The following is a 19997-nucleotide window of genomic DNA, read 5'->3' on the forward strand; positions in this document are numbered from 1 at the left end:
GGTAGGGCGAGCCGCCGCGCGGACCGCGCCGGCCCCAGGCCGGCCGTCGGGGAACTCCCGCTTCCGGGTCGGGCGTTTTGTGCCCGCCCGGGAGGGCCGGCGGCTCCCGTCGCCGGGGCGCGCGGCGGCGCGGTGCGTGGTGTCGTCCAAGGCGGGCGCCGCGGTGGGACGGTTCGGGCGGACGGAGCCGGTCCCGCCCGGTGGCGCGAGGGAGGCAGACGGGAGACGGGCGTCGGCGTCTCCTGGCCCGCCCGGCTGCTCCGGTGTGTGGACGGCGGGCTGGCCCACCCGCTGCCGCACCGGGTTGATCCCCGGCCTGGTCCGCCGGACGTCGCTCAGCCGCCCAGCCGCCCACCCGCGCCGTCGACGGAGCCGCCTCCGGCCGGCGGTGCGGGCCACGGTCAACGCGGCCGAGCCGTCGGTGGGGACGCCGGGGGAGAGGTGAACTCCCCGTGCCCGACCGGTCGTCGAGGGCCGGGGGCGACAAGGGCCGGGGCGACAAGGGCCGAGGCCCCGAGGTCGGAGGTGCGGTGGGCGGGCCCGGCGCCGGCCCCGGTGCCGTGGTCGTCCGCCCGGCCGGCACCCCCCGGGGGCCCGTGCGGTGCGCCCGCGCCCGGCGCGGCATGGCGCGGCGTGACGGCGGGGTTTCCGGTCGGTGAATTCGGATCTCTCGCGAACTTGCGCTCGTCACCGTGCATCGGAGAGGACACGCGAACGCCTCGGCACACCGACGAAGGAAGTTCCTGGAATGTCAACCGCACCCTCGCGCGCGGTCTCCGCCGTCCCCGGCGACCGCCACCGTGCTGGCCTGGCCATGTCCATGTTCGTACTTGCGTCCACCGTCACCCGAGGTGGGCCGCGCCGGGCGGAGACGTCCCGGCCGGTCCGGTAAGCGACGTCAACAGCTCCCGACCGCTTACCCGTTCGCCCCGGCCGTAACGGATTGGACACGCATGTCATGACCGTTCCCACCGCCAGATCCGATGCGGGGGCGCGCCCCCGGAGCGTGGGCCCCGACCCCCGCCCGGACTCCGCGCCAGGCCCGCTCGGCCTCCTGGAAACGACCGCCACCACCCCCCGAGAGACCCCCGAACCCCCGCCAGCCGAGCAGTACCGCGCGCGTCTCCTCCGGTACGTGCGGGGCCTCACCTACGGCGACTCCCACCGGGCCGAGGACATCGTCCAGGAGACGATGCTCAGGGCGTGGCTCGCCGACACGCGTCCCCTGCCGGACGGCGAGGCCGACGGGACGCGCGCGCACCACGAGTACCTCGCGGCCTGGCTCCGCACGGTGGCCCGCAACCTCGCCTTCGACGCCCACCGGCGCGAGCGCTCCCTGCCCAGCGGGCTGGTCCCCGACCGGCTGCTCCACCAGCCGGCGGACCACGTGGACATGGCCGACCGGGTCGCCGACCGCCTGGTGGTCTCCGCCGGGCTGGCCCGGCTGACGCCCGACCACCGGGCCGCCGTCGTCCAGGTCCACCTGCGCGGACGGTCCGGCGCCGAGGCGGCGCGTGAACTCGGTGTCCCGCGCGGCACGGTCAAGTCACGCGTGCACTACGCCGTGTCGGCCCTGCGCCGGGAGATCGGAGAGGCATGAGGAACACCGACCCGATCGCCTTCATCAACGAGCACCGGGACACGATCTTCCGGGTGATGGGCGTGCTGGCCGTCCTGCTGGTCCTCTTCCTCGTCATCCGCTGGCTGGCGATGCGCCAGGGCGGCTGGGCCGCAGCGACGCGGCGGGTGCGCCGCGAGTTCGCCGTCACGGGCGCCGCGTTCGCCGCCCCCCTCCGCGCCTGGGCGCGCCACCGGCGGGAACTGTCCCTGCTGGTGCGCGGCCTGCGCGAGCCCGCCACCTGGCGGGACGCGGAACGGGCGGCCGCCGCGGCCCGGGCCCGCCTCGCGCCGACCGGCGGCAGCCCGTACGCGGTGCTGGTCGGCGCGGAGACCGTCACCGTCCTCCTCGCCGGGCGGGACGTGGGGGAGGCGGAGGACCCCTGGTGGACCGAGCCGGGGGACGGCCCCGACCGCTGGACCGCCAGGCGGACCGAACTCCCCGCCGTGGTGGCGGTGCCCGACCAGCCCCGCCCGGTGCTGGTCGCGATCGGCGTCGCCGGTGACCGCTGCGCGTTCCTCGACGTCGGGGCCGGTCCCGGGATCGTCACCGTGGAGGGCGACCGCCGCGCGGAGGTCGCGCAGCACCAGGCGATCGCCGCCCAGCTGCACGCGCGCCTGCCCGAAGGCCAGGTGCTGGTCGTCGACGGCGTCCACCCCACCTACCGGGGCCAGCCGATCCGCGACGCCTACCGGGCCGCCCGCGCGCTGCCCCACCCGCAGGGCATCGCCCCCGTGCTGGTCACCGCGGAACTGCCCGACCCGCTGCCGCCCGAGCTGGTCGAGCCATCCGACGCCGCGCCCGGCCCGGTGATCCTGCTGCGTGGCGCGGGCCGGGGCCTGCGCCAGACGCTGCTGACGGACCGGCAGGGGCAGCTGGTGTTGCTCGGCGGCTCGCTCGTCGTCGAGGGCAACGCGCTGGCCGACGCCCTGATCCGCCTCCTGCCCGACCTGCCGCCCGTACTGCCGCCGGCGCCGCCGGCCCGGGACACCGGCCCCCGCCGGCCCGCGCACGTCTTCGTCGAACTCGACGAGGAGGAGGAGCGGGAGGAGGGCATCGCCGTCCTCGCCGACCGCGGCGCCGCGCTGCCCCCCGAGGCGGAACGCGACGACGAGGTCGCGCACCCCAGCGTCGCCGTCGCCGCCACCGAAGACCGCCGGCACGACCGACGGGACGGCCGGGCCGCCCGGGACGCCGACCGCGCCGCCACCCGCGCCGCCGACCGGGCCGGCGCCGACCCGGGCGCCGGCGAATTCGCCGGCGAACTCGCGGGCGCCGGCACCGCAGTCGGCACGTCGTCCCGCACGACCCCGCCCCAGCCCGACACCACCGACCACCGGTTGGACCGCCCGTGAACCTCTGGATCACCACCTCCGACGCGCGGGGTCACCGCGCCGACCACCTGCTCGACCTGCCGACGGACACCACCGTGGGGGATCTCGCCACGGCGCTCGACGCGCCCCGCCTCTACCTCGACGAACAACCCCTGGAGAACAGCGCCTGGCTCGGGCCCGGCGGGGTCAGGGACGGCGCGTTGCTCGGCCTGGACGCGCCGGTCCCGGACGCCGGCGCCGTCGACGTCTGGCACCCGCCCGCGCACGACCCGGCGCTGCTGGAACTGCGGCACGTCTCGGGTCCCGGCGCCGGCCGGGTTTGGCGCCTCGGCCGCGGCACCTACGAGATCGGTACCGCCCGCGGCTGCGTCGTCCGGCTGCCCGACCCCGACCCGGACGGGACCGACGCCACCGGGGACGAGCGGGTGCCGGCCGCCGGCACCTGGCTCACCGTGCACGCCGACGGCACCGCGAGCCTGCGGCTGCCCGAGGACGCCGACCCCGACCTGTGCGGCCTGCGCAGCCTCACCCCGCCCCCGCCCGTCGATCCCGAGACCGGCACCCCGCTCACCGACGAGGAACCCGCGGGGCCTGAGGACGGCGGCCCCGGCGGCCACAGCGCCGAACCGGCGCCGCCAGGACCCGACGGCCAGCCGGCCCCGCCGCCGCAGCCCCCCGCCGGCTTCCGGCCGCCGCCCAGCGACGGCTCGGAGCCGTGGCCACGCTACGCCGACCTGGCGCTCGGCGACCACCTGCTGCGGCTGTGCCCGCCCTGTGTGCCGGACGCCGCCGTGAAGCCGTCCGAGGACCGGATGACGCTGGAGTACAGCCGGCCGCCCCGCCTCACCCCGCACCTCGACGCCGAGACCCTGAACCTCCCCGGCCCGCCCAAGCCCCAGGGTCCCCGGCCCTTCCCCTTCCTGGTCATGATGTCACCCCTGGTCATGGGCCTTTCGATGATGTTCCTGGTGCGGTCGTTCTACTTCGTCATCATGATCTTCTTCACCCCGATGCTGGCGATCGGCAACTGGGTCTCCGGCCGCCGCGCCAACCGGAAGCGGTACGAGGAGGACCTGCGTCGCTACCGGCTGCGGCGCGCCGCGCTCGAAGCGGAGATCCGGCGCGCCGCCGTCGAGGAACGCGCCCAGCGCAACGCCGCCTCCCCCGACCCGGCGACCGTCCGGCTCACCGCCCTCGGCCCCGGGCACCAGCTGTGGGAGCGGCGCCGCCACCACCCCGACTACCTCACCCTCCGGGTCGGCACCGTGGCCCGCGCCTCCGTCAAGACCGTCCAGGACAGCGCGCGCGACGCCAACCACCGCCGCGTCCACTGGCGGCTCGCCGACGTGCCCGTCGGCGTGGACCTGGCCCAGCTCGGCGTCGTCGGCATCACCGGCACGGCCCGCACCGCCCGCGCCCTGGCCCGCTGGCACGTCGCGCAGACCGCCGTCCTGTGCAGCCCACGCGACCTGCGGATCGTCATCCTCACCGAGGAGCGGTACGCCGCCGACTGGGAGTGGGTCCGCTGGCTGCCACACCTGCGGCCCAGCCGCCGCGGCGCCGCCGGCACCCCGCTGGTCGCCGTCGGCAACGACCCCGCGTCCGTCGCCCACCGCGTCGGCGAGCTGTACGCGGAGATCCAGGACCGCAGCGGCGGGCCGGGGAGCGGCCACCGGCCGGGGCCGGCCGGCGGCCCGGACCTGCTCGTCGTGCTGGACGGCGCCTGGCGGCTGCGCGACGTGCCCGGGGTCATCCCGATCCTGACCCAGGGGCCCGGCGTCCGGGTCTTCAGCCTCTGCCTCGACGAACGCGAGCACCTGCTGCCCGAGGAGTGCAACGCCATCGTCACCAGCGACGGCAACCACCTCTCCCTGCGCAGCTCGGGCGTCCGCACCGTCACCGGCATCCGCGCCGACCAGGTCGAGCCCGACTGGTGCGAGGAGGTCGCCCGCGCCCTCGCGCCGGTGCGCGACGTCACCGTCGAGGCCGACGTGGGCGTGCCCACCGAGGTGCGGCTGCTGCCGCTGCTCAACCAGGACCCGCCGGACCCCGAGGCCGTGGTGGCGCACTGGGGGCGGCAACCCGCGTCCACCTCCTTCGTCATCGGCGCCGGCTACGACGGCTCCGTCGTCCTCGACCTCGTCAAGGACGGACCGCACGGCCTGATCGCCGGCACCACAGGATCCGGCAAGTCGGAGCTGCTCCAGACCATGATCGCGTCGCTGGCGGCCATGAACCGGCCCGACGAACTCACCTTCGTCCTGGTCGACTACAAGGGCGGCAGCGCGTTCCGGGAGTGTGCCGACCTGCCGCACACCCTCGGCATGATCACCGACCTCGACGGCGCCCTGGTGCAGCGCGCCCTGGCGTCCCTGGCCGCCGAACTGCTCCGCCGGGAGCACGTCCTGGCGGAGGCCGGGGTGAAGGACCACCGCGACTACCGGGCCAAGCGGGCCCGCGACCCGGAACTCGCGCCGCTTCCCCGGCTCCTGCTGGTCATCGACGAGTTCGCGACCCTGGTGCGGGAGCTGCCCGACTTCGTCCCCGGCCTGATCAGCCTGGCGCAGCGCGGCCGTTCCCTGGGGCTGCACCTGGTCCTCGCCACCCAACGCCCGGCCGGGGCGGTCAGCAACGACATCCGCGCCAACACCAACCTCCGCGTCGCGCTCCGGGTCACCGACCGCACCGAGAGCCAGGACGTCCTGGAAGCCGGGCACGCCGCCGCGATCTCGCCCGACACCCCAGGCCGCGCCTTCATCCGGCGCGGCGACGGCCCGCCGCTCCCCTTCCAGACCGCCTACGTCGGCGCGGAGCGCCCGGAGCCCGCCGAGGAGGGGCGCCTCGCCGCCCCGGCGGCGGGCGGCGGGCCGCGCGCCGTGCGCCGCGCCCCGCTGGAGTGGGGGCTCCTCGGCCACCCCGTGCGGCTGCCGGCCGCCGAGGAGGAGCCCGCGGCGGCCCCGGACGGCGACGGCGCCGAGCACGTGGTCACCGACGACCCGCCGACCGACCTCAGCGTGCTGGTCGAGGCGCTCCGGGCCGCGGCCGAGGCGCTGCCGGACCTCACCCCGCAGGCCCAACCCTGGCTGCCCCCGCTCGGGCAGCGGCTCACCCTGCCCAAGCCGGACCGGGACCCGGCACCGGGCGGCGCCATCCTGCCGGACATCCCGTTCGCGGTGTACGACCTGCCCGGCCAGCAGGCCCAGGTGCCGGGCCCCATCAGCCTGGACAGCTTCGGGCACCTCTACGTCATCGGCGCGCCCCGCTCGGGCCGCACCCAGGTGCTGCGGACCATCGCCGGCTCCACGGCCCTGTACCTCGCGTCCGACCAGGCGCACCTCTACGGCATCGACGCCGCCGGCGGCGGTCTGCGCGCGATCGAGGCGCTGCCGCACTGCGGCGCCGTGGTCCCCCGGGACGACCTGGACCGCGTCGGGCGGCTCCTGCGCCGGCTGACCGGGGAACTCAGCCGCCGGCAGGCCCTGCTCGCCGAGCACGACCTGAGCGCGCTGCCCGAGCTGCGGGTCCGCCTGCCGCGTGAGGAGCGGCCCCCGCACGTCCTGGTCCTGATCGACGGCTGGGACACCCTCTTCGAGACGCTCGACACCTACGACGGCGGCCGGCTCAACAACGAGCTGTTCCGGCTGCTGCGCGAGGGCCTCGCGGCGGGCGTGCACGTCGTCGCCACCTCGGAGCGCTTCCTGCTGGGCAGCCGCGCCGGCCAGCACAACGACCGGCGCCTGATGCTGCGGCAGACCGACCCCATGGACTTCTCCGGCGTCGGGATCGACCGCAAGCGGGTGCCGGACGACGTGCCGCCGGGGCGCGGCTGGTTCGCGCCCAGCGGCGTCGAGGGACAGATCCTCCAGCTGCCCGTGGCGGCGTCCGGGGGCGGCGGCGACCAGGCCGACGCGCTGCGCGAGATCGGGCGGGGGGCGACGGTCAGGGACAGCGGGATCGACGAGGCGCGGCGCCCGTTCCGGGTGGGCGTCCTGCCCACCGCGATCGGCTTCCAGCAGGTGATGGACAGCGTGCCGGAGGAGGAACGGCGCCCCATGCGGGCGCTGGTCGGCGTCGGCGGCGACGATGTCGCCCCAATCCACCACGACTTTGCGCGCGACTCGCACACCTTCCTGGTGGTCGGCCCGGCCCGCAGCGGGCGCTCCACGGCGCTGGCCGGCATGTGCGTCTCCCTGCTGATGAGCGGCACGTCCCTGCTGGTGATCACCCCGCGCGACTCGCCGCTGCGGGAGCTCGCCGCGCACGGCCTGGCCACCGTCATGGGGGGCGCCGACCCGTCGAGCGAGCGGATCGAGGAGGCGTTGGAGCGGATGGCGGGGCAGCGGGTCGTCGTGGTGGTGGACGACTACGACCTGTTGGCGAACGGCCCGGCGGACCGCGCGTTGCGGGGGATCGCCGCCGCCGGTCAGGAGCAGGGGCGGGCCCTGCTGGCGGCCGGGCCGGCCGAGGGCCTTTCGATGGTGGGCTGGCTCGGGCTCGCCCGGCGGGGCCGCAGCGGCGTGCTGCTCGGGCCGCGGAGCACCGTCGAGGGCGATCTGATCGGCGCGCAGCTCGGCGGGCAGCACCTGCGGCCGGTGACGGTCCCGGGCCGGGCCCTGACCGGAGACGGCGCCGGCGGCGTCCGGGCGGTCCAGGTCCCGCTGACGACGCTGCGGGGGTAGCCGCCCGGCCGCGGGAACGCGGCAGCGGCAACGGGGGGTGGTTCCGGCGTGGGCCGGAACCACCCCCCGCCGGGTGGACCTGGGGCTACTTGTTGATGCTGGTGATGATGCCCTGGTCCCGGTCCCACTCCACGTCGTAGCCGATGTCGCCCTGCGGCGGGTTGTACTCCGGCAGCGTCGCGGAGTCCGGCAGCGGCTTCTCGGTCTCCGGTTCGAAGTGGCCCCCCTCGCCATCCAGGCTGGACAGCGTGCTCGCCATGGCGGCGTTGTCGGCGTTCTCGTAGTTGACCCTGAGGCTCTCGAAGAGCTGCGCGAAGCTCATGAGGTTGGTACCCCCGGCATGGAGCGAGTTGCTGAACTCCGAGTAGGCCGTCTGGAGCGCCGGGGACGCCTGTTCGAGGTACATGCCCTGCTCCAGCAGATCTCGGACCATGTACAGCAGCCGGTAGACCTCATCGATGAAGATGCGGGCCTGACCGTCAAGAACGGTGCAGGTCTCGCCTATTCCCTCGTAGTCGAGATGCATCACGTCGTTCGACACTGGACCTCCTGGGCAGTCGTTTCCTTGGCACTGAGGGGTGTGAAGGGCCGGGGACGCCTACTGCCCATTGCGGATGAAGTCGGCGGACCGCTCGTCCTGCTCCAGCAGGTTGTCCTTCATCTGTCGGAACTGGAGCGCGAAGGTGCCCACGTTCTCGATCAGACTGTTGAGCAGGGTCGTGAACTCGGCGTACTTGTCGTTGAGCGCGGGTGTGGACGCCGGCAGGCGCATGTGGCCGTTGAGCATTTCCGTCACCGCCGCGTTGCAACGGTCCCTGACCGGATTCAGCATGTCCACCATGCTGGCGTTCAGCTGGCTGGCTGTCGCTTCGACTTCGGCGCTGTCGACATGGATGTTCGCGCCATTGAGGCGGTTGGGCATGGGATATCGACTCCTCGCGTTCTCGGAATTCTTCCGGGGCCCCGTCGCCGGGGGTATCAACTGTCGGATGGCGTGCTCGAAGGGCTCGCCGAGGTCTCGGGGCTACACCATCGGCATGACCCGCTCGGGCCGGACTTCGCCGCTCTCCTCTTCCCCCTCTTCCACCCAGTCCTCGAAGGGACCGGCGCGGGTGTACTCCTTGACCTCGGTCTTCTCCTCACCGTCGTCGTCGACGCTGGTGACGGTGACGGTCTTGGTGCCGGCGCCGGGCACCTCCGCGCCCTCGTCGTCGATGCTGACCTCCTCCACCGTCACGGTGCCGTCAGAGGACGTGCTGGTCACCGTGTAGTCGCGGGTGTCGAAGGCGGGCGCCTCCGCCGTGACAGGTGCCGACCCCGGGCCAGCGGGATGGAGGGAGTACGACGACTCGACGATGTTCGGGGGGCCGTCGTACTCGGTGAGCGTGGTGTACCGCTCGCCGTTGGCGAGGGTGACGGTCGACTCCTCCGCGATGATGTTGTAATCGGAGTCGTAGGTGACGCTGGACGAGATGGCGTTGCCCCGGCGGTCCGAGAACTCGACCCGGTCCGGCGGCTCGTCCGTCGGTGGCTTCGGGGCGTCCTCCGGCAGCCCGGGGTGCGGGGGCACCCGGTCGTCGATGCCGTCCACGCCCCGCACGTCGTCGGCCCAGTTCTGTAGGTGGGTGTCGCACCAGTCCGGCCGGTTGTCCGGTTCGTCGGGACCGGGGGGTTGGCAGACCTGGTCGATGTTCGCTTCGGGATGGTCGTGGAAGTAGTCGGCGGCGCCGATGCTTTCCAGATATCCGTTCCAGGCGTCCACCTTCCGCTGATGGGACTCGTAGGCCTCCTTCTCACCGAGCCATTCGCTGAACCCCATCGACGCCACGGAGAAGCTGGCGCTCGTGGCCAGTTGGGAGTCCATGTCGATCAGCGTGGCCGCCAGGCTCCCAAAGGTGTTGCCGAACTTCCGCAGCCCGTCCACGCCCTCCTTCGTCCGCTTGGCGGAGTCGAACTGGAAGAAGGCGACCTGCCGGGACAGTTCTTCGTGCCCGAAGACGCGATCCCGCCCCTCGTCGCCACCCGTCGCCACGGCGAGGAAATGGCCCGAGGCGCCGCCTTCCTCGGCCTCGTCGGCCAGCTTGTTCATCTCCCGCTGCAGCATCAGCAGCAGGTCGTAGTTCACCGCGAACTTATCGCCCATCCACGCCTTCCTTTCCGGCCGCCGTGTCGCGTGCGCGTTCCCCCACCCGGTATACGCGCGACCGTGCGGGCCGGTTCAACGGTTACCGCGCCGACGTTCGAGAAAGGCGCCGCGACGGCTGAACCGGCCGACCCCGTCAGGCGTATACCGGGTGGAGGAACACGCCGGAGCGACCGAGGGAGGTGCGGCGGTCATGGCCCGCGATCCGGACTGGAGCGCACTCAACCTCGAGAAGGACCCCACCCCCGGCAGCCCGGGGGAGATCGACATCGTCCTCGACTCGCACCGCCAACTCATCTCCCACGCCCAGCGCCTCGACGCCGGCCTCACCGTCGTCATGTCACCGACCCACGGGGACTTCGTCGGAGCGTCGGCCGAGGCGCTCCGCGACGAGGTGGAACAGCGGTTGGTCAACTTCGTGCGGACCTTCAGGACCGGCCACGAACAGGCGCACGCCGCCCTTGAGCGCTTCCAGCAGGTCATGGTGGAGGAGCAGGAGATCGCCGACGGCGCGCTCGCCGAGGCCAGGGAGCTGGAGAAGGACGACCCGCGGATCGAGGTCCTGACCCGCCGGGCCCAGGAGGCGGGGGAGCGGCTCGCCGCCGCCGGGGACGTCGCGGCCGCGGAGATCGAGCTGGCGCGCGACGCCATCACCTCGCCCGTGAAGCACGACGCGTGCAAGGAGTTCTGGGACTTCTTCCTCTGGTTCGCGCTGGCGATCTCGGTTGTCGGCATCATGTTCGGTGGCGGGTTCGGCCTGGCCGCGTTCCTGGTCAACATCGGGGTGCTCGTCGGGGCCGTCTTCGGGTCCGCGCTGGGGAAGCTCAACCCCCTGGAAATCGTCTTCGGCCTGCTCGGCATCATGGCGATGACGACCCGCGCCGCCGTCTCCTTCCGCCAGATCGGCAACTGGATACGGGAGAGCGCTCGCCCGTTCCGCCACTCGGAGGCGTGGAAGGAGCTGCTGGCGAAGGTGGGCAGGGGTACGGTCACCCTCCTGACCGCCCCTCCTCGCCTGCTGGTCGTCGGCGGTATCAGCCTCGCCAGGCTGGTGCTGACCGGCCTGGACAACGGCGCCGGGCTGCTGGCCCGCGGTTGGGCCAACGGCGGCTTCACCGGTGTCCTCCACGAAGTGGGGGCCGGTCTCCTCGCGAGCTTCCACGCGGGCCGGCGCGCGATCCGGGAACTCGCCCATCGCGTGGACCGCGGGCTGGGCGGCATCCCCTCGGAGCTGGGGCGGTACCTGCGCCTGCATCTCAACCCGTACACCTGGACCGGCATCATCCTGCCCGTCTCGGCGCGGGAGATCAGGGGCGCCGTCGCCAGGTACCAGGGCTGGTTCGGCAAGGCCGCGGACGACGCGCCGACCGTCACCCGCGCGGACTGGTCGACCGCCCTCTACGACAGCGTGGTGCGCCGCGGGATATTCCAGGAGTTCCGCCACGGCTTCGAGTGGGTCAACGGCGTCCGGGTCGATACCCGGGCGTTCAGCAAGTCGCCGACCGGCACCGTGGTCACCCAGGCGGACTTCGAGAAGTTCCAGCCCTTCAGGTACGCGACCTTCAACATGGCGGGCAAGCTCGGCGGGCTGTTCGTGCCGTCCTACCAGAGCACGCCGGGTGGGGGCGCCGCGGCCGGCGCCTTCTTCCAGGGGAGCACGACAGACGTCCCGCACTTCGTGCCGGCAGTGGACTTCGCCTTCTCAGGCCGGGGGCTGCGGATCGGCATCACCGACACCTCGCTGGAGGCGGGCGGGATCCGCAACAACCTGGTGGACATCCCGTTCGGCGGCAGCGTGGCGACCCGGCAGCCCGTCGCCGTCGCCCATCTGCCGGCCCCGGGCGGTGAGCTGGCCGCCATCGCCGCCCCGGTGCTGCCGCCCAACCCCCTGGGCGCCTCCCTCGGTAGCGGACGGCAGGTCACCGCGGTCGTCGACTGGGAGAGCGGAGCCCGGCTCCAACTCACCTACCAGGCCGGCCAGCTGCACATCGTGCCGGTGGGCGGAAGCATGTCGGACATCAGCATCCAGGTGCTCGGCGAGGTCCGGCACGTCCCGGCGGAGGGCCTGACCCTCCCGGCCAGCCAACTGCTGACCCCCGTCCCCGCGCGGAACGCCGGCGACGCCTCGACCGTCGCGGGCCGCTCCACCTCCGACACGGTGCGGATGGACCTGCACGTCAACGACGCGCCCCCGCTCCAGCTGTCGATGACGGACCGGCTGATCAACTTCAGCATCCCCGAGCCCGTCAACTCGCGGTACGCCCTGGACGTGCTGGGCTCGGACCTGCCGTCCTTCCAACAGGCGATCAAACGGTCGGCCGGCGCCCCCAACCTGGCACCGGCGCTCCCCACCTCCCTCGACCGCTACGACGCGCTCGGGGTGACCCAGTCGGACGTCAACCGCGTGGAGATCAACACCGGGGACTCCGCGGTCTCCGTCGGACTCGGCAAGGGGTACAGCTTCAGCCCCGGCCTCTCGGAGACCACCACGCCCCCCAACTGGCGTGAGATCAGCGGCCAGGACCTGTCGCCCGGGGGCAGCACCACGGTGGGCGGGATCAGCGTGCACCGCGACGGCACGCCGACCCTCGGCATCGGCCAGATCGAGTTCCACACGCTGGGCACCAGCGACGACGCCCTGCGGACGGCCCTCAACGCGAACGAGCAGGCGCTGCCGCCCCCCGGCGGCGAGCGGAACGTGCCGGCCGGCACGGGCCTCCACGGACCGCCGCCGCCGGTGCTGGGCACCGACCACCCCCTGTGGGACATCAACCCCTCCGTCGCCAGTTGGAACACGCTGCGCACCCTGGGCGTCCCGGCCGGCCGCGAGCCGAGCCTGGCCGACCTGACGGCCCGGTGGGCCAACCTGTACCAGCCGCAGTACACCAACGGCCCCGACCAGGCGGCCGGCCCGGTCAACCCCGGGCGTGGGGCCGGCGTGGCCAGGTCGCCTCTGGTGGCTGTTCCGCTGGAGGGTCTGGGTGGGTTGCACCTTGTGCATGGTTCGGGGCGGTCTCCGGCGGTGGTGGGGGTGGGCTCGGTCTCCCGGAACGTCGTCACGCTGGAGGGCGGCGTGGACGGTGCGGACCTGTTCCTGGTGCGGGCATCTGACGAGTCGTTCGCGGCGTTTCGGTCGGACGGGACGCGGCATCCGGTGGCGGTGCGGGAGGTCGGGGACACCTTCGAGCTGGACTGGAACAGCGGTACCTGGCGGTTCGACCAGCGGGGGCTGCGGGTGCACGGCTTGGCTGAGACGGTGTTGGGGGCGGTGCCGGAGGTGGGTCCTGTCGTCCCGCGCACTGTTACCGCGTTTCCGGTGACTGGGGTTGAGTCGGGTGTGACGGGGGTGCGGCGGGCGGAGTTGGTGGGTTTGGGGCGGCTTGAGTTGCAGCCGACGGGTGTGGGCACCGTGACGGGTGAGGGTGGTGTGGTGACGCATGTCGCGCGCGAGGTGGTGGAGGGGCGGGAGCTGCTGGCGGGGACGGTTATCGTGCGGCCGGTGTCCGGGGGCGGTGAGCCGGGGTTGTTCGACTTGTCGACCGGGGCGCGGGTCTCGGGGGTCGAGGTGGACGATCTGGTGGACGGCCTGTATCGGGTGCGGGCGGGGGAGTCGGGGTGGGTGGTGGACACCGATACCGGTGTGGTGTTGGGCGGGGCGGGGCGGCAGTTGGCCGGGGCGTGGGAGCTGTGGGGTCAGGGCAGCGGACCGCGGGTGTTGGACGACGGGATCGAGCGGGTGCCGTCGCCGGCCGAGCCGTCCCCGGTGGTCACACCGCCGGTGCCGGCCTCGGTGAACCAGGCCCTCGATCCTGACCTGACCGTGCCAAGCGAGCGGGGCCGGGGGACGGTACACGACCCGGACGGCGGCGCGGCCCTGGTGAACCGCTCCGGTCTGCCGGCGCGGCACACCCTGCACTTCCCGGCGGACCGGGACCCCTTCGTGCGCGGCCCAAACGGGGTGGAGGTGCCCGTCCACAGGTTGGCCGACGGCGCCGGGACGGGGCAGCCGGAGTACCTGGTCCGGATACCCGGCCACCGGCCGGTCGTGGTCACCCAAGACGGCACTCTGACCCGGGTGGCCGTGGACGTGTCGCCGGCGAACAGGGTGGCGGACCTCGTCACCCTGCCGCTCGACGGGAGCGCCCCCCGCGCGTACCGCGACCACATGCCGGTGCCGGTCCCCGTGACCCGGGGCCCCGAGCCGTATCTGTTCGGGCTGGGCCCGGCTGGCCAGCGGGCGATCTACGACCTGAACGGTTTCGTGATGCTGACCGAGCGAGGCATCACGAGCGGGCCGCTGACCGGAAACTTCCTGCTCAGGCCGCTGGGGGCGAACGTCCACCCCCGGGTCGTCACGCCCGAGCTGGCCCCGGTGCCCGGCGTCCTCGCGGTCAACCCGTTCGGCCCCGGACACCTGGTCACCATGGAACAGGGCTCCCACACGCTGAGCGCCGCCGGCCGCCACGACTTCGATGTCGTGTGGTTTCGCGGACCCCGGGGCGAGGCGTCCGGGGACTTCGCCGTCCTGCCCAGGGAGGGGGGCAGCAGGTTCGCGGAGCTGGGCCGGCAGGACCTCGGCGCTGGCGCGGTCTACCGCGGGGGCGCTGCGCCGGTCAGGCTCACCGACCAGGTGACCGCTGTCGACAACCGGATCTTCCGGCAGACGGACGCCGGGGTCGTCACCGTCTATGACGGCCAAGGCCACTGGATCGGATCGGGACGCTGGGTGACTGATGGCGGCTGGGAGGGCCACGCCCTCATCCGGACGCCATCGGGCGCCTACCAGCTGATGCATCCCGAGATACAGACGGCGGGGCTGCGCGTCAGCGAGTTGCCGGACAACCTGGTGGCGGTGGAAGCGTGGGGTGTCAGGGAGGTGCTGACCACCGAGGGCCGCCAGGTGCGCGTGATCGAGGTGCGCCACCCGCGGCGCGAGGGCGGGCACATCCTCGTCGTGTACCCGCCGAACGGCGGCCTGGTGGCCCTTCGCGTGCACGGCGGAGCGGACGGTGTGCCCCCCCTCATCACACGGATGCCCGACGGGACGGTTACCGAGACGCACGGCGGCGCACGTATCCACCTCCACCTGCCGTCCGAAACGTGGATCTACAGCGCCGCGAGGGGCCGGTTCCGCTGGCACGCGCAGCGCCCGCCCGAGCCGCCCACCGACCAGGTCGTACGCCATGCGGCCGACGGAGTGCCGGAGCTCTATGAGGGGGACCGCCTCGTCCTCGACAGCCTCGTGACGGAACTGGCGCCCGGTCGCTATCTGGTCGAGACGCGCGGCGGCGTCCCGTGGACGGTGGGGCCGGACCGGAGCCGCGCGTTCGTCGATGTCGTGCGGCTGAGGTCCGGGGACGGAAGCCTGACCGGGGCCCTGGCGTTCCAGGACCTGGCCGGTGGGGGACCGGCCGAGGTGTTCCGTCCCGGTCGGGGTCTCACCGGGGAACAGGTGGGCGCGGCCGGCCCGGGGCAGTTCTCGGTGGCGGGCGAGACCGGCCGGACCAGCGACGTCTACGGCGAACTCGGCCATCTGGAAGGCCGTGGGTACCACTTCACGGGTGATCTCACGGTGCTGCTGCCCACCACCGGGAACCCGGTCGTGCTGTCCAGGGCTCCGGGGACGCCCATCGAGTCCGTGCGGCGTTTCGGCGACGACGGACTCATCGTCGACCGGGCGGACCTGGGCCTGGTGACCCCCGATGGCGAGGTGACGCACCGCTTCACCCGCCTTGACCGCAGGGACGAGGACCTGTTCGTCCTGACCCCGGTGCACGGCGGGGGTGACCCCGTGCTCTACCAGGACGGCATCGCGTCCGCCTCCCCGGTGACCGTGGGTGCCGAGATCACGGTGCGGATCGGCGCTCAGCGTGCCCACTACTCCCCGCGGGGCGAGTGGCTCAGGGACGTGTACCTGCCCGCGCCCGGTAGCTCGCTGCACGAACTGCTCGGGGAAGGCAACGGGCTCGCCTTCGACGGCCCCGGAGGCCCCTCGTGGGTCGAGGGCCCGAACGGTGCGCGCGTGCCCGGGTCGGCGGTGGAACGCCTCAACGCCGAGACCTTCGCGGTCACCGTCGGCGGCCGGCGGGGGCTCGTGAACGCCGACGGGGGTCTGACCGGCCACGTCCACGCCGTCGAACCAGTGGGGGACACGTTGCCGGGGGGCTTCGTCGCCCTGCCGGCCGAGGGCGGCAGGTGGGGGGGCCGCTACGACGCCCAGTGGCGGCCTGTCCTCGCACTCACCGCGTTCGACGAGGACGGGCCGCTCGGCGGGCTGTCCGACGCCTACCGGTTCGGAATGTGGCGCGAGGACCGGCCGCCCGTCCTGGTGGACACCGACGGCGTGCCGTCGCCGCCGGACACCTCGCTGACCAGGCTGGCCGGCAACGACGAGGAGGAGATGTACCTGGCGCGGGTCGGGGAGCGGTACGGCCTCGTGAACGAGGAGGGGGGCGACTCGCACGGCATGGTGGAACTGCTGGGCCCGGGCGGTCGGGGGACGGGCCTGTTCGCTTCCTCGCCGTTGCCTGAGGTTCAGGAGTTTCGGCGGGTTTTCGACCTCGCGGGCCATGTGTGGGTGGATGACGTGGTCGCTGAGGGGGGTGCGGTCTCGTTCGGGCGTGGGTACGCGCGCTTTGAGTACGGGGAGTCCGACGGCGTTCTGCGGTCGTGGTCAGTGGAGTTGGAGCACGGTTCGCTGGCCGGGTTGCAGCTGGGGTGGACGCGGTCGGATGGTTTCGCGACCGCGCCGGGTCTCTCGGCTTCGTGGGTGGGTGCCGACCATGTGTTGGTGGAGCTCAGTGGTAGTCGCTTCCTGGTGGGGGCGGACGGGGAGACGGCGGTCCCGGCTGTCGTGCTGACCGGCCGGCCGGGGTATCAGGATCTGCTCGTCGTGGGGGGTGCGGGGGGTGGGGTGTATCCGCTGCCGAGGACGTTGGACGGTGCCTCTGTGGACAGTCCGGTTCGGTGGGATCCGGAGACCGGGCATCTCGTGGTGCACGAGGCGGACGGTACGACGGTGCGGTACACCGAGGACGGCCAGTTCGTGGCGGAGGGGATGGGGACCGGTGGGCGCCCGGAGCTGAGCGCGGCCGAGCGGGATCTGCTGACGGGCCTGGATCGTGTGCGGTTGGCCGGGGCACCTCCGCCGGCGCCCGGGTCGCACGTCTACCGGGTGTTCGTGCAGCACGGGTTCGAGCCCGCCGAGCAGACCGACGTCGTCGTCCGCGGGCTCGGGGTGCCCGACCAGGCGGCCGGCCCGGTCAACCCCGGGCGTGGGGCCGGCGTGGCCAGGTCGCCTCTGGTGGCTGTTCCGCTGGAGGGTCTGGGCGGGTTGCACCTTGTGCATGGTTCGGGGCGGTCTCCGGCGGTGGTGGGGGCGGGTTCGGTCTCCCGGAACGTCGTCACGCTGGAGGGCGGCGTGGACGGGGCGGACCTGTTCCTGGTGCGGACGTCTGACGAGTCGTTCGCGGCGTTCCGCCAGGACGGGACGCGGCATCCGGTGGCGGTGCGGGAGGTCGGGGAAACTTTCGAGCTGGACTGGAACAGCGGTACCTGGCGGTTCGACCAGCGGGGGCTGCGGGTGCACGGCTTGGCTGAGACGGTGTTGGGGGCGGTGCCGGAGGTGGGTCCTGTCGTCCCGCGCACTGTTACCGCGTTTCCGGTGACTGGGGTTGAGTCGGGTGTGACGGGGGTGCGGCGGGCGGAGTTGGTGGGTTTGGGGCGGCTTGAGTTGCAGCCGACGGGTCTGGGCACCGTGACGGGTGAGGGTGGTGTGGTGACGCATGTCGCGCGCGAGGTGGTGGAGGGGCGGGAGCTGCTGGCGGGGACGGTTATCGTGCGGCCGGTGTCCGGGGGCGGTGAGCCGGGGTTGTTCGACTTGTCGACCGGGGCGCGGGTCTCGGGGGTCGAGGTGGACGATCTGGTGGACGGCCTGTATCGGGTGCGGGCGGGGGAGTCGGGGTGGGTGGTGGACCGCGACAGCGGCGAGGTGCTGGCCGGCACGGGGCAGCTGTGGGGTCACGGCGTCGGACCGCGGGCGCTGGGCGGCGAGCCGGACCGGTTGCCGGCGCCGGCCGAGCCGTCCGCCGAGGTCACGCCGCCGGTGTCCGCCTCGGTGAACCAGGGCCTCGATCCTGACCTGACCGTGCGGGGCGAGCCGGGCCGGCGGACGATTCACGCCCCGGACGGCGGCGCGCTGCTGCGGGAACGGGCCATCACCAGCGGGCCGTTGCGCGGGAACGTCCTGCTTGCTCCGCTGCGGGACGGCGTGCGCCCCCGCGTCGTCACCTCCGAGCTGGCCTCGATACCCGACGTCCTCGGGGTGCACCGGTTCGAGAACCGTTACCTGGTCGCCATGGGACGGGACTCCCACCTGTTGAGCGCCACCGGCCGTGCCCAGGACGACGTCGTGTGGCTGCGCGGCCCCGGGGGTGAGGAGACCGGGGAGTTCACCGTCCTGTCCAGGGAGCGGTTCGGCGTGTTCGGGGAGGATCTCCCCCCCGCCCCGGTCTACCGCCTGGGCGACGAGGTGGTCCGACTACCGGGCCTGGCGCGCGCCAACGCCGACCAGATCTTCCGGGTCGCGGACGACGGGCGGGTCACCGTCTACGGTGGCCAGGGCGACTGGATCGGATCGGGACGCTTCGTGGAGGGGGGGAGCTGGGAGGGCCACGTCCTCATCGGGACGCCAACGGGCCGGCTCCAGCTGCTGGATCCGGACGCGCCGACGGCGTGGTTCGTCCTCTCCCGGGTGTCGGACGACCTGGTTTCGGTGAACGTGGCGGGCGGCGGCGGGCTGCTGACCGTCGAAGGCCGCCACGTGCCCTCGACCATCTTCGTCGATCCCACGGACGAGGCCGCCATGATCGTGGTCGCGCGGTGGCCGAACGCCGCCCCGGTCGCCTACCGCGCCCGAAACGACGGTATCGGCACGCTCGTCTTCGAGCGGTTGCCGGACGGGACCGTCACCGGGACGCTCGACGGCACGCGGTTCCACTTCCATCAGCCCACCGAGACGTGGACCTTCGGCAACGCGGGTGGCGATCCGCTCGCCCACCACAGGCACCTCGCCACCCCGCCGACCGACCACGTCGTCCGCCACTCCGCCGACGGGGTGCCCCGTCTGTACGAGGGGGACCGCCCCGTCCCGCACAGCCACGTGACGGAGCTGGCGCCCGGCCGGTACCTGGTCACCGTCGCCAGGAACCTCGCGTGGACGCTGGGGCCGGACGGAAGCCGCGCGTTCGTCGATGTCGTGCGGTTCACCAACGGAGAGGGGCGCCTGACCGGGGCACTGGCGTTCCAGGACCTGTCGGGCCGGGGACCCGCCGAGGTGTACCGCCCCGGTCTGGGTGTCACCGGGGAACAGGTGCGTGCCGCCCACGAGGACATGTTCTCGGTGACGAGCGTGACCGGCCGGTTCGGCGACGTCTACGACCACGTCGGCCTCCCGCAGGGCCGTGAGATCCACTACCCGGGCGACATCACGCTGGTGGTGCCCCTGACGGGGGCGCCGATCGCGATGATCGGCGGCCGGCAGAGTCTGGACCTCATGGTGCACCGCCTTGGTCCCGACCTGTTCCTGGTCGAAGGGGCGGCGGGCCGGAGCGTGGTGAACCTCCAGGGCGAGGTGACCCACGACTTCGTCCGCCTCGACCGCCCGGGCCAGGACCTGTTCCTCCTGACCCCGGTGCACGGCGGGGGCGCCCCCGTGCTCTACCAGGGCGGCCTCAGGACCGACCACGGGGTGATCGTCGGTGACGAGATCACGGTGCTGATCAACTCCGTGGGCATGCGCTTCACCCCGCAGGGCGAGTGGCTGCGGGACGTGCGCTTCTCCTCGCCCACGAACCCGCTGCACGAGGTGTTGGGGGACGGCCGCGGCGTGGCCCTCGATCGCGAAGGCGTGTCGTGGGTCGAGGACCTGCACGGTGCGCGCGTGCCAGGCACGACGGTGACGCACTACGCGGACCTGGACAACGCCGCCCTGGTCACCGCCGGCGACCAGGGGGGTCTCGTCAGCTCCACGGGGTACCTCACCCACCGCGTCGGGCCAGCCAACGCGGGGAGCGTGCTGCCAGACGGCTTCATCGCCAGGCCGCTCGACCTCGAAGACGCGACGTACGTCCTCGACGCGCAGCGCCGCCTCGCCCTGATGTCCGTCCCCGTCGAGAGCGATCACCCGCTGCTCGGGGGACGGTCCACGCCTTAACGGATCGGTA

At 73.4% G+C, this 19997-nt stretch carries 7 protein-coding genes; 4 read left to right on the forward strand and 3 right to left on the reverse strand.

The features are described 5' to 3' along the window. Positions 1-1054: 1054 nt before the first annotated feature. From RM844_RS15370 to RM844_RS15380, 3 genes are read left to right on the forward strand one after another with little or no spacing between them, the layout of a single operon-like run. Positions 1055-1600, forward strand: coding sequence for a sigma-70 family RNA polymerase sigma factor (locus RM844_RS15370; protein ID WP_311667891.1), 546 nt, complete (start codon positions 1055-1057; stop codon positions 1598-1600). Further along, positions 1597-2973, forward strand: a complete 1377-nt coding sequence (locus RM844_RS15375) for a hypothetical protein (RefSeq protein ID WP_311667751.1) — start codon at positions 1597-1599, stop codon at positions 2971-2973. Before RM844_RS15370 ends, RM844_RS15375 begins: the two co-directional genes overlap by 4 nt. After that, on the forward strand, positions 2970-7631 hold the full coding sequence (locus RM844_RS15380; protein WP_311667752.1) for an FtsK/SpoIIIE domain-containing protein: 4662 nt from the start codon (positions 2970-2972) through the stop codon (positions 7629-7631). Before RM844_RS15375 ends, RM844_RS15380 begins: the two co-directional genes overlap by 4 nt. A gap of 85 nt (positions 7632-7716) precedes the next feature. Here the strand turns inward: RM844_RS15380 and RM844_RS15385 are convergent, their stop codons facing one another. The 3 genes from RM844_RS15385 to RM844_RS15395 form a co-directional block, all read right to left on the reverse strand. Continuing rightward, positions 7717-8172 carry a hypothetical protein gene (locus RM844_RS15385; RefSeq protein ID WP_311667753.1) on the reverse strand — a complete coding sequence of 152 codons (456 nt, stop codon included), beginning with the start codon at positions 8170-8172 and terminating at the stop codon, positions 7717-7719. A gap of 57 nt (positions 8173-8229) precedes the next feature. Continuing rightward, positions 8230-8553: a hypothetical protein gene (locus RM844_RS15390; RefSeq protein ID WP_311667754.1), complete on the reverse strand. Its 324-nt coding sequence runs from the start codon at positions 8551-8553 to the stop codon at positions 8230-8232. A gap of 102 nt (positions 8554-8655) precedes the next feature. Next, the gene (locus RM844_RS15395) at positions 8656-9774 is read right to left on the reverse strand and encodes a hypothetical protein (protein ID WP_311667755.1); all 1119 of its coding nucleotides are present in this window, start codon (positions 9772-9774) and stop codon (positions 8656-8658) included. Between the two features lie 193 nt (positions 9775-9967). On the opposite strand from RM844_RS15395, the gene RM844_RS15400 reads away from it, so the two are divergent. After that, positions 9968-19987, forward strand: a complete 10020-nt coding sequence (locus RM844_RS15400; RefSeq protein WP_311667756.1) for a hypothetical protein — start codon at positions 9968-9970, stop codon at positions 19985-19987. Positions 19988-19997: the final 10 nt, after the last annotated feature.

The organism is Streptomyces chisholmiae (genome assembly GCF_031845445.1).
Lineage (GTDB): Bacteria > Actinomycetota > Actinomycetes > Streptomycetales > Streptomycetaceae > Streptomyces > Streptomyces chisholmiae.